Annotated in this window: 1 pseudogene; it reads right to left on the bottom strand. The window is 38.6% G+C overall.

What is annotated here, in order from left to right:
* Nucleotides 1–316, bottom strand: a pseudogene (locus FE392_RS23250) (alanine dehydrogenase); the annotation flags it as partial.

Below are 316 nucleotides of genomic sequence, written 5' to 3'. Positions count from 1 at the left end.
ATGGTACTGTTACGTTTGTTAATGCAAGAGTTGATGTACGTGGAACCGCACCTGGCATGTTTGCAACTGCATAATGAACAACGCCATGTTTTTCGTAAGTTGGGTTGTCATGAGTTGTAATACGGTCAGTTGTTTCGAAAATACCACCTTGGTCAATCGCGATATCTACAACAACAGAACCTGGTTCCATTGATTTAATCATTTCTTCTGTTACAAGTTTTGGCGCTTTTGCACCTGGGATTAATACTGCACCGATTACAAGATCAGATTCTTTTACAGCTTCTGCAATATTGTAAGGATTAGACATTAAAGTTTT

This window comes from Xenorhabdus santafensis (assembly GCF_033949405.1).
GTDB classification, from domain to species: Bacteria; Pseudomonadota; Gammaproteobacteria; order Enterobacterales; family Enterobacteriaceae; genus Xenorhabdus; species Xenorhabdus santafensis.
The sequence above is the reverse complement of the archived record's forward strand: the minus strand, read 5'-3'. Positions and strand labels throughout refer to the sequence as shown.